Origin of the sequence: Chryseobacterium sp. StRB126 (assembly GCF_000829375.1) — a bacterium.
Taxonomy (GTDB): domain Bacteria; phylum Bacteroidota; class Bacteroidia; order Flavobacteriales; family Weeksellaceae; genus Chryseobacterium.
Genome location: NZ_AP014624.1, coordinates 1,603,785 through 1,616,087 on the forward strand (window position 1 = coordinate 1,603,785; position 12,303 = coordinate 1,616,087).

The 12,303-nt window shown below is 37.0% G+C and carries 6 protein-coding genes; 5 read left to right on the forward strand and 1 reads right to left on the reverse strand.

Going from position 1 to position 12,303, the window contains the following annotated elements; translation table 11 throughout:
• Positions 1-56: 56 nt before the first annotated feature.
• The 4 genes from CHSO_RS07310 (at position 57) to CHSO_RS07325 (ending at position 10,384) form a co-directional block, all read left to right on the forward strand.
• Positions 57-3,455, forward strand: coding sequence for a polysaccharide deacetylase family protein (locus CHSO_RS07310; protein ID WP_045494247.1), 3,399 nt, complete (start codon positions 57-59; stop codon positions 3,453-3,455).
• A gap of 195 nt (positions 3,456-3,650) precedes the next feature.
• Entirely contained in the window at positions 3,651-5,708 is a 2,058-nt protein-coding gene (locus CHSO_RS07315; RefSeq protein WP_045494249.1) for a M13 family metallopeptidase, read from the forward strand.
• 186 nt (positions 5,709-5,894) lie between these two features.
• A complete protein-coding gene (locus CHSO_RS07320; protein WP_045494252.1) occupies positions 5,895-7,946 on the forward strand; it encodes a M13 family metallopeptidase in 2,052 nt (683 codons plus the stop codon).
• Between the two features lie 341 nt (positions 7,947-8,287).
• Positions 8,288-10,384, forward strand: coding sequence for a M13 family metallopeptidase (locus CHSO_RS07325; RefSeq protein ID WP_045494254.1), 2,097 nt, complete (start codon positions 8,288-8,290; stop codon positions 10,382-10,384).
• Between the two features lie 60 nt (positions 10,385-10,444).
• Here CHSO_RS07325 and CHSO_RS07330 read toward each other — a convergent pair whose 3' ends face one another.
• On the reverse strand, positions 10,445-11,491 hold the full coding sequence (locus tag CHSO_RS07330) for a hypothetical protein (protein WP_045494257.1): 1,047 nt from the start codon (positions 11,489-11,491) through the stop codon (positions 10,445-10,447).
• Between the two features lie 353 nt (positions 11,492-11,844).
• On the opposite strand from CHSO_RS07330, the gene CHSO_RS07335 reads away from it, so the two are divergent.
• The gene (locus CHSO_RS07335; RefSeq protein ID WP_045494260.1) at positions 11,845-12,291 is read left to right on the forward strand and encodes a type VI secretion system contractile sheath small subunit; all 447 of its coding nucleotides are present in this window, start codon (positions 11,845-11,847) and stop codon (positions 12,289-12,291) included.
• The last annotated feature ends 12 nt before the right edge of the window (positions 12,292-12,303 follow it).

The following is a 12,303-nucleotide window of genomic DNA, read 5'->3' on the forward strand; positions in this document are numbered from 1 at the left end:
GAATTTTCAGGTACTTTTTCACACTTTTTGAGAACCATTCATTAAAATTTTAAATTGTGGAAAATTCCAAACAGATTTTTCAGACCAATAGCAAAAAACGCTGGAAAAGTGTACAATGGGGAAGCCGTTTCTTTATTTTTATGGCGGTACTCCTGTTTTTGGCTTTAGGGCTGATGATGGCCGTGGACAGAAGTCCTAAAATTCCTTTTAAAGAAGATTATAAAGCTGTAATTACAGCCAACAAGCCCTATCTTCAGGAGAATAAAATTTCTAAAGAATATAAAGGATTCAGAAGCTTTATTTCTGAAAAAACTATGCATACCAATCTTGCTAAGATCGAAAAAGCAAGAGCCGAAAGACTTAAAAATCAAAACAGAAACTGGGCCCAGTTTCCCGGTGGAATCCGTTCAGCATTCTATGTAGCATGGGATCCTCAGTCTCTGATGTCTCTGAAACGAAATATCAGACATGTTAATCTGGTTTTTCCGGAATGGTTTTTCCTTGATCCTAAATCAGGAAATTTGAAAACCAATATCGATCCGGAAGGATACAAAATCATCAAAAGAACAGGAGTAGCAGCCATGCCGATCCTAAGTAACAACTCTAATCAGGAATTTCATGCCGAAGGACTGGGGAAAGTATTGAGTGATTCCAAAAAAAGAACTGCTCTTATCCAAAAACTTACCCAACAATGCTTGAAATATCACTTTAAAGGAATCAATATCGACTTTGAAGATATGAACCTGAATTCTGATGAAAATCTGATCGCTTTTATGAAAGAGCTTTCAGAAACGTTCAAACAGAATCAACTGCTGGTAACAATGGATATTATGACAGATAATGATGATTACAACATCCCAAGACTGGATCCGTATGTTGATTACTTTGTATTGATGGCGTATGATGAATATTCTGCCGGCAGCGATGCCGGACCTGTTTCTTCACAGAAATGGATCGAGGAGCAGACAGGAAAAATGATTAAGCAAACTTCTCCTCATAAGATTATTCTGGGATTGGGAGCTTATGGCTATGACTGGAGTTCCAATAAGGATGACAATACTTCAGTAACCTATATGCAGGCCATTACCAAAGCCAGTGCCAGTAAGGCTGTAATTGATTTTAATGACAATACCTTCAACCTGAACTATTCCTATACAGATTCTAAAAATAATACCCACACCGTATTCTTTAATGATGCGGCTTCTATTTTCAATACCATGCGTTTCTCTTCCGAATATCCATTGGCAGGAACAGCATTATGGAGATTAGGAAGTGAAGACAGTAGAATCTGGAATTTCTATGACAAGGATCTTACATTTGCCGGACTTTCCAAGTTGAATTTGAAAACACTGGAGAATGTAAAAGGGCAGACCATGGTGGATTATATCGGAGATGGAGAAGTGTTGGATGTTCTGAATACACCTCACGATGGGAAAATTGCACTGGAAATAGATCCGAAAGAGAAAATCATCACAGACGAAAATTATATTACCTATCCAAGTTCTTATGAAGTAAAAAAATACGGAAGTGCGCCGCAGAAGGAATTGGTGTTAACATTTGATGATGGGCCGGATGAGACTTATACTCCTCAAGTCCTCGATGTATTATCAAAATATCATGTTCCGGCAGCTTTCTTTTTGGTAGGCTTGAATGCTGAAAAGAACCTTCCTCTGGTTAAAAGAATCTATCGGGAAGGTCATGAAATTGGAAACCACACCTTTACCCATGAAAACGTTGCTAAAGTAAGCCCTGAAAGAGCTTTGCTTGAGTTGAAACTAACCAGACTCCTGATAGAGTGTGTAACAGGGCACAGTACAATTCTTTTCCGTGCCCCTTATAACGCAGACTCTGAGCCTACCACTTCAGAAGAGATTATTCCTGTGGCGTTGGCAAGACAGCAGAATTATCTGGATATTGGTGAAAATATCGACCCTGAAGACTGGCAGCCGGGAATAAAAGCCGATGAAATCGTAAAACGCGTGATGGCAGGAATCAAAAAGGAGAGAGGAAATATCATACTGCTTCACGATGCGGGAGGAGACACAAGAGAAGAAACAGTAAAAGCTCTGAAGATTTTGATTCCAACACTTCAGAAACAGGGCTATCATTTTACTAACCTGACCAATCTTCTGCATAAGAACAGAAATGAGTTGATGCCTGAAGTCCCTAAGACTAGATCTTATTATATCATGCAGCTTAATTTAGTGCTGGCCACTGTAATTTATGGAGTAAGCCACTTTTTGGTGGCACTGTTTACTATTTTCATTGTATTAGGATTGATAAGACTATTGTTAATGGCTTATTGGGCTTTTAAAGAAAGAAAAAAAGAAAAAAAACTGGGGGAATTTCCAACGCTTGAATCTTATCCAAAGGTTTCCATTATTGTACCTGCTTATAATGAAGAAGTGAATATTGTATCTTCATTGCATAATCTGTTGAAGCAAACTTATCCGAATTTTAACATCATCATGGTAGATGACGGAAGTAAAGATTCAACCTATGAAAAAGCGAAAGAAGCATTTCCAAATCATCCGAAGTTAGAAATATTCACCAAAAGGAATGGTGGAAAAGCAACCGCCTTAAACTACGGGATTTCATTAACAGATGCTGAATATGTAGTCTGTATAGATGCAGATACTAAGCTTCAGCAGGACGCTGTCAAATATTTGATTGCAAGATTCCTGAATGCAGGTTCTGAAGAAAAAATAGCCGCGGTAGCCGGAAATGTTAAAGTAGGAAATACCGTAAACTGGCTGACTAAATGGCAAGCCATAGAATATACGACAAGTCAGAATTTTGACCGGTTAGCATATGCCAATATTAATGCAATTACAGTAATTCCGGGAGCTATTGGAGCATTTAAGAGATCTGTGGTTCTGGAAGCAGGAGGGTATTCGTCAGATACCTTGGCTGAAGATTGCGATATTACGGTGAAAATCTTAAAAGCAGGTTATACTGTTGCCAATGAAAACAGAGCCGTTGCCGTAACAGAAGCTCCAGAAAGTGTAAAACAGTTCTTAAAGCAACGTTTCCGCTGGACTTACGGAATCATGCAGATGTTCTGGAAACAGAGACCAACTTTCCTTAACCCCAAATATAAAGGGCTGGGACTTTGGGCTATGCCGAATATTTTATTGTTTCAATACATTATTCCATTCTTTTCACCATTGGCAGATGTGATCATGTTCTTTGGAATTTTATCAGGAAACGGAAGTAAAATATTCAGCTACTATCTGATTTTCCTTTTGGTGGATGCATCTCTGGCTTTTATCGCATTTATCATGCAGCGGGAAAAATTAACGAATCTGTTTTATATTATTCCGCAAAGATTCGGGTACCGATGGCTGATGTATATCGTATTATTTAAAAGTTTAAGAAAAGCATTGAAAGGCGAAATGCAGTCCTGGGGCTTCCTGAAACGTACAGGAAACGTAAAAGAGATAGCAACATCTTAAGAAGGCTGGAAGCTGGAAGAGCGAGGCTGGAAGTTATTTTAGGTGATATCATAACTTCCAGCTTCCATCCTCCAGCTTCAAATCTGGCTGAATTATAAATTCTTATCATACACAGATGGTATTTGTTTAAATTTGTTTCACAAAAAAGTAACAAATAGGAAATAAATCATACATATTGTATAAATTGTTATCATAATGAAAAAACTAACGCTTTCTTTGTTTCTAATAGCAGGGATCTGCTCTCAAAATACAGTGAGTGCACAAGCTAAAACTGCTAAAGTAGCAGTAAATAACACAGATAAAGGTTTAGACCTTAGTTTAATGGATACTTCGGTGCGTCCACAAGATGATTTTTATAATTATGTGAGCGGAACCTGGATGAAAACAGCCAAAATTCCGGCTGATAAACCAAGTTGGGGAAGCTTCAACAAATTAGGAGAGGATACGGATAACAATTCCATGACCATCCTGAATTCACTTTTGAAAGATAAATTTACTGACGGAAGTGAAGGGAAAAAGATTCAGGATTTATACGCTTCTTACATGAATATGCAGAAGAGAAATGCTGATGGAATTAAGCCTATTCAGGAACATCTGAATAAAATTGATGCGATCAAAAATATGGATGACCTTCAGAATTATCTGGCTTCTGTAACAAAAGAAGGTGAAAATATTTTCTACGGATGGGGAGTATATGCTGACCTAAAGAATTCTAATATGAATGCTGTTTACTTAGGTGATGCTTCTCTTGGTTTAGGAAGAGATTATTATCAGAAAGTAAATGAAAAAAATACAGAAGCTATTGCTGAATATCAGAAATACGTAGCTTCTATGCTGAAGGAATTAGGGTATAAAAATGCTGACGAAGCAGCAAAAAATATCGTTAATTATGAAAAAAGCATTGCAAAGACGCTTTTAACAAACGAGCAAAGTCGTGATAATACCCTTCAGTATAACCCTAAAACGATGGCTGAGCTTTCTGCGTTGGTAAAAGGGGTGGATCTCCCGGCTTACCTTAAAAAAGTAGGGGTAAATACCGATAAAGTAATTATCGGAGAACTAGGATATTATAAGAACTTCGATCAATTGGTGAATGCTCAGAACCTTCCGATCATCAAAGATTATCTGAAATTCCACATGATCAATGGAAGTGCATCTTATCTAAGTGAAAAACTTGGAGATATGAAGTTTGCTTTCTTCGGTAAATATTTAAGAGGTCAGCAGGAGCAGAGAGCTCTGAACAAAAGAGGTTTTGAATTGATCAATAGAAACTTAGGAGAAGCTTTCGGTAAACTATATGTTGAGAAATATTTCCCGGCTGAGGCTAAGGCTCAAATGGTTGAATTGATTGATTACTTAAAGAAGAGTTTTGCACTTCATATCAATAACCTGACTTGGATGTCTTCTACCACTAAGGAAAAAGCAATGCAGAAATTGAATAAATTCACTGTGAAAGTTGCTTATCCAGACAAATGGAAAGACTATTCAAAACTGGAGATCACATCTGAAGCGAAAGGAGGAACGTTATACAAAAACCTTCAGAATATCGGGGAGTGGCAGTATAATAAAGATTTAGCAAAAATCGGAAAACCGGTTGATAAAACAGAATGGGGAATGACTCCACAGACGGTAAACGCTTATTACAACCCAGTATACAATGAAATTGTATTCCCTGCAGCCATCCTTCAGCCGCCATTCTTTAATCCTCAGGCTGATGCAGCAGTAAACTTTGGAGGAATTGGTGCTGTTATCGGCCACGAAATAAGCCACGGATTCGATGATTCAGGAGCTCAGTTTGATGCAGATGGTAACCTGGTAGACTGGTGGACTCCGGAAGATAAAGCGAATTTCGAAAAAGCAACTAAAGCACTTGCTGCTCAATATGACAAATATGAGCCTGTAAAAGGAACATTCGTAAACGGTACCTTCACAAACGGTGAGAATATCGCTGACTTAGGAGGGGTGAATATCGCTTATGATGCTCTTCAAATGTACTTAAAAGATAAAGGAAATCCAGGGAAAATCAGTGGATTTACTCAGGATCAGAGATTCTTCCTAAGCTGGGCAACCGTTTGGAGAACTTTATCAAGTGAAAAATACATGATCAACCAGGTGAAGACAGATCCGCACTCTCCGGGTTACTTCAGAAGTTTTGGTCCGCTAATCAACGTTGATGCATTCTACAAAGCATTCGATGTGAAAAAAGGAGACAAATTATATAAAGCTCCGGAAGACAGAATCAAAATCTGGTAAAATAGATAAACCGTTCAGCAATGAACGGTTTTTTTGTTGTTAGAGAGTAAGTTGTAAAAATTAGCAGAATAGTTGAAAATAAATCTTCAAAATTTCAAAAAAGGAAGAAAATACACGGTATTGATCTTGGAAATTTGTAACAAATTGTAAATCAGAAGATACATATAGTAGTATAAAGTTAATACTATGAGAAAACTGATATTTTCCCTAACCTTACTTACAGGGATTTGCACTCAGAATTTGGTGGAGGCACAGTCTAAAACGATTAAAACAGCAGTAAATGCTATAGACAAAGGCTTAGACCTTGCTGCAATGGATACTTCAATACGCCCACAGGATGATTTCTATAATTATGTGAATGGAAGCTGGATGAGAACAGCTCAAATCCCTTCGGATAAACCGGCCTGGGGAAGCTTTGATAAGCTTGCAGAAGATACGGATAACAGTTCTATGACGATTCTGAACTCTCTTCTGACGGATAAGTTTGCTGTAGGAAGTGAAGGTAAAAAGATTCAGGATCTCTATGCTTCTTACATGAATATGCAGAAGAGAAATGCAGATGGAATTAAACCAATTCAGGAAAAACTGAATAAAATTGATGCCATCAAAAATCTGACTGATCTTCAGAATTACCTGATTTCTGCAACAAAAGACGGAGAAAATAATTTCTATGGATGGTCCGTGAGTGCAGATCGTAAAAATTCTAAGATGAATGCTGTTTACTTGGGAGTTCCGGCTTTAGGGCTTTGGGGAAGAGATTACTATCAGAAAGTTAACGATAAGAATACGGAAACTCTTGCCGAATACCAGAAGTATGTAGTATTGATGCTGAAAGAATTAGGATATATGAATGCCGATGACGCAGCAAAAGGAGTTGTAGAGTATGAAAAAAGTATAGCAAAGACTTATCTGACGAATGAACAGAGCCGCGATAACACCCTTCAATACAATCCTCATACGATGGCTGACCTTTCAGGTTTGGTAAAAGGAATAGATCTTCCTGCATTTCTTAAAAAAGCAGGAGTCAACACAGATAAAGTGATTATTGGAGAGTTGAATTATTATAAAAGTCTGGATCAATTACTCAATGAGAAAAATCTCCCGGTGATTAAAGACTACATGAAATTTCATCTGATCAACGGAAATGCAACTTATTTAAGTGAAAAGCTTGATACTATCAATTTCAACTTCTATGGCAAATATTTATTCGGGCAGAAAGAACAGAGAGCCTGGGATAAAAGAGGCCTTGAAGTGATTAACAGAAATATAGGTGAAGCATTTGGTAAACTTTATGTTGAAAAATATTTTCCTGCAGAGTCCAAAGCTCAGATGGTGGAGCTTATTGATTATCTAAAGAAAAGTTTTGCAGTTCATATCAAAAACTTAACATGGATGTCTGCAGCCACCAAAGAAAGAGCCATGGATAAGCTTAATAAGTTTAGCGTTAAAGTAGGGTATCCGGATCAATGGAAAGATTATTCAACATTAGAAATTATTTCGGGAAGTTCTTTATATAACAATCTTCAGAATATTGCGGCATGGAATTATAATAAAAAACTGGAGAAAATCGGAAAACCGGTAGATAAAACAGAATGGGGAATGACTCCGCAGACTGTAAATGCTTATTACCGAGCTGTAAACAACGAAATTGTATTTCCGGCAGCTATTCTGCAGCCGCCATTCTTTAATCCTAAAGCTGATGCAGCGGTAAACTTCGGGGGAATAGGTGGAGTTATCGGTCATGAAATGAGCCATGGATTTGATGATTCAGGAGCTCAGTTTGATGGTGACGGAAATTTGGTAGACTGGTGGATGCCTGAAGATAAAGCTAATTTTGAGAAAGCCACAAAAGCTCTTGCTGCCCAATATGACAAGTATGAACCTGTAAAAGGATCTTTCATCAACGGAATTCATACTAACGGAGAAAATATTGCGGATCTTGGAGGGGTGAATATCGCTTATGATGCCCTTCAGATGTATTTAAAAGATAAAGGAAATCCTGGAAGAATCAATGGATTTACTCCAAGCCAGCGGTTTTTTATGAGCTGGGCTACGGTATGGAAAACAAAAGCTCCGGAAAAATATCTTCTTCTTCAAATCAAGATTGATAAGCATTCTCCTGGGTATCTAAGAAGTTTTGCCCCGTTAATCAATATCGAGGCATTCTATGATGCATTTGATGTGAAAAAAGGAGATCAATTATACAAAGCTCCAGAAGACAGAATCAAAATCTGGTAAAATAGACAAACCGCTCAGCAATGGGCGGTTTTTTGATTTTTTTAGAGATAAGGTAATAGGTAATAGGTAATAGGTAATAGGTAATAGGGGCGGCATTGATGGATTACTTTAACCAAAACCCATAAGGAACGGCTTTCATCATTCCCCTCCGCTGGAGGGGTGGCAAAAATTCTTTGAATTTTTGACGGGGTGGTTTATCTCCCAATAAGATTTAACCATGAACCATAAAATTTAAACCTCAAAACTTCCTATTATTCTCATCAATTATCGATTATCCTTCATCACTTATCATTAAAGTTCGTATATTTGATAAGTTTGTGTACAATCAAAAATTATCTTTAATGAAAAAGCTAAATATTGGTATACTTGCCTTTTCGGGTATAGTATTGCTAAATTCGTGTGGTGCAGCAAAGACTGCAGGGACAGAGACAAAAACAGAGGCTACAGCAAAAGTTGCAACGCCGGCAAAAGAAGAAATAAAGGAGGAGGGGATTAATCTATCTTATATGGATACAGGTGTCCGCCCACAGGATGACTTTTTTAGCTATGTGAACGGAAATTGGGTGAAAACTACACAGATTCCTTCAGATAAAGCCAATTGGGGATCTTTCAATGCTTTGAGAGAAAATGTAGATGATGCTTCATTGGATATTTTGAACAAAATCCTTAGTGAAACATATCCTGCAGGTTCCGAAGGTCAGAAGATTCAGAGTCTTTATGCATCTTTTATGGATACAGCCAAAAGAAATACAGATGGATTAAGCCCTATCAAAGCTGATCTTGCAAAAATTGATGCTATTAAAAGTCTCAATGATCTTCAAAAATACCTTTTAGAAGCTACAAAACTAGGAGATAACTCTTTCTACGGATGGAGAACAGGAGCAGATATGAAAAACTCTAAGATGAACGCTGTATATCTTGGAGGTCCGGATCTGGGGTTGGGAAGAGACTATTATCAGAAAGTAAACGAAGCCAATACTAAAACATTAGGGCAATATCAGGCTTATGTAGGAAAATTATTCGGAGTTTTAGGATATAAAAATTCTGATCAGGCTGCACAAAATGTAGTAGATTTTGAAAAGCAACTGGCGAACTACTTATTGACATTGGAGCAAAACAGAGATGCCAATTTGAGATATAACCCTAAAAACGTTTCGGAATTATCAGGTGTGGTGAAAAACGTAGACCTAGCAAAATATCTTAAAGAAGCAGGAGTAAATACAGACAGAGTAATCATTGGAGAACTGAAATATTACCAGAACATGGATCAGTTCGTTACCCAGAAAAACTTACCTTTATTAAAAGACTATCTGAAATATCACCTGATTAACGGTAATGCCAGTAACCTTGATGAAAACCTTGAGCAGATCAGATTTGATTTCTATGCAAAAGATTTACAGGGTCAAAAAGAACAACGTCCTATGAACAAGAGAGGTTTAACTCTTGTAAACGGTGTTCTTGGTGAAGCTTTCGGGAAATTATATGTAGAAAAATACTTTACTCCGGAAGCCAAACAGCAAATGGAAACCTATATTGATTACCTTTTAAAATCATTTAAAACCCATATCACGAATATCGATTGGATGTCTCCTGAAACAAAAGTAAAAGCTCAGGAAAAACTATCCAAATTCACAGTGAAAATTGCATATCCGGATAAATGGAAAGACTATAGTCAGTTAAAAGTAGAATCTCCAAAACAAGGCGGATCATTATATGCAAACCTGCAGAATGTATCAGCTTGGCAATATCAGAGAAATCTGGATAAAGTAGGAAAACCGGTTGATAAAACGGAATGGGGAATGTCTCCACAAACAGTAAATGCTTATTATAGCGGATCAAACAACGAAATCGTATTCCCTGCCGCAATCCTTCAGCCTCCTTTCTACAACCCTAAGGCAGATGCAGCCGTAAACTTCGGTGGGATTGGAGCTGTAATCGGTCACGAGATCTCTCACGGTTTTGATGACAGTGGTTCCCGTTTTGATGGTGATGGAAACCTTAACAATTGGTGGACGGATGCTGATCGTAAGAACTTTGATGCAAAAGTGGCTCAGTTAGCCGCTCAGTACAGTGCTTACGAACCAGTAAAAGGAAGTTTTGTGAACGGTAAATTTACAAGTGGAGAAAATATTGGTGACTTAGGAGGGGTAGCAGTAGCTTACGATGCCCTTCAGATGTACCTTAAAGATAAAGGAAACCCAGGAAAGATCAGTGGATTCACTCAGGATCAGAGATTCTTCATGAGCTGGGCTACCGTTTGGAGAACAAAAGCAACCAATGAATATATGATTAACCAGGTGAAAACAGATCCGCATTCTCCGGGAATGTACAGGGCTTTCGGTCCATTGGTGAATCAGGATTCATTCATCAAAGCATTTGATATTAAATCGGGAGATAAAATGTACAAAGCTCCTGAGGAAAGAATAAAAATTTGGTAAGAGTACCAAAAATATTGTTAGACAAGAAAGCATCCATCTCAATACGAGATGGATGCTTTTTTAATAGGCTTTCTTATAATTCCGTATAACAAACTTTATTCCGGTTTCTATAATATCGCCCATCGTTTTGCAATACTTGAAATTGACATCGTAGGTAAGTTTCTGCAATGCTGTTTTTAACTCAGTAACATTGGCTTCCGGTGCAATATTGTCTTTTTTCATAATAGAAATGAGTTCATCAAATCTATTTTGGCTACTGGTTACTCTTTTTACAATTTGTGAGCGTACTTCCTTACGATATTGTTCTACAGAATTCGGTTTTAGTTTTTCCAGTACCATAGTAACCATCGGGTTGTTTTCTTTGAAATACTGAGGGAGATAAACTTTCAGATTCCCCTCGTAGCTTTGCTGATCAAAATCGATAGGGCGAATTCTGTAAATAACCTGGTCAAAATCGTGTATAGGAATAACAACATAATTATAAGAGCGCATGTCACCAAGCAGCCCAATGAGACAGCGTTCATTGAACTTCACAAATTCCTTGGAAATCTGTGCCTTTTCCTGTTCTGTACAATTGGACATATGTTTCTGAATAAATACATCTCCGGGAATTCCTAAGATATGTTCTTCTATTAAAGTATTTTTGTAAATCAGAAAGTTAATCCGGTTGGGAGAAAGCAGGTCTTCCAATTCCAGTCCATATATACGGGAAGCATCAGCTTGTTTAATATAGAAATTAGTATAATTGTCATTCAGGATATTTCTTACCCGAATTCTAAAAGGTTTAGAATTTCCGAAGGTACAGAAGTCAATGGTATCCACTGTCAGGTAGGGTAAAGTAGCTTCATCTCCGTCAGAATGAAGGAGGGTGTAAATCTTATTTAGATTAGCCTCTATTTCTTTAAACTCAAATTCAGGATACAGTACACCCAGCCATAAAGTATCTTTACCTTCTTTATCCAGAATACGTACACTGTCACTGAATCTTAACAGGTCTTCATACAGAAACCGGATTTTGGTAGTTCTGTTGTGTTTTTCCAAATACTGCTGTAATGCTTCCGAAACAGGATATATTGGTTTTCTGAATGCTATCTTTACATCTTTCATCGCTCTGTTTACTTTATCTAAATATAAAGAATATTTTTCCTCACGTCAGAGAAATTCCTATTTCATACATATTTGTTGCATTTTTATAAATGCAAAATCTACCCGGATTTTATTTTATTTCTCTATGGTTTATTTTATTTATTTTTTCATAGCTTAGTGACATCGTAAAATGGTGATTTTATGCTAAATAAATATAGATAAATTTAAATAATTTAAGAAAAATCTTGACAAAATTTTGTATGTTACAGTTTTTTTTTAAATTTAAACGTTGGATTTGTAATTTATTTGATTCATATGTAAATTACTAAAAGACAGATCCAAACCAAAATAGTAAATCTCAAAATAATAATAATATGGCAATGTTTAATTATGGTGTTGGCGGAAACGAGGTAAAAGTAGACGCTAATGAAGCTATTCAGGAAATACAGGAAAATAAATCACTGATAGTAAGCCAGCTTACAACAGACGAATCTTATACCCCTGAAATTGTAACAGGATTAAAAACAGTGGAAGATGTGTTCAAACATTTTCAGCCTTCTGTATCCGTACAGCACGAAACAGAAGATGGAGGAGTGGTTGATGAAGAATTCCGTTTTCAAAATCTTGGAGACTTTACTCCTAAAAGCCTTACTCAGAAATCAGACTATCTTCAGCAGCTGAGCATGGAACAGGAGCAGTACAACAAAATTGTACGTCAGTTGAAAACTAATAAAATTCTTCGTAATATGCTGGAGAACGACCAAACAAGAACGGCGTTCATTGAAGTATTGAAAGAAGTAGCACAAGAACTTGAAAAATAATTAAAGACTTAC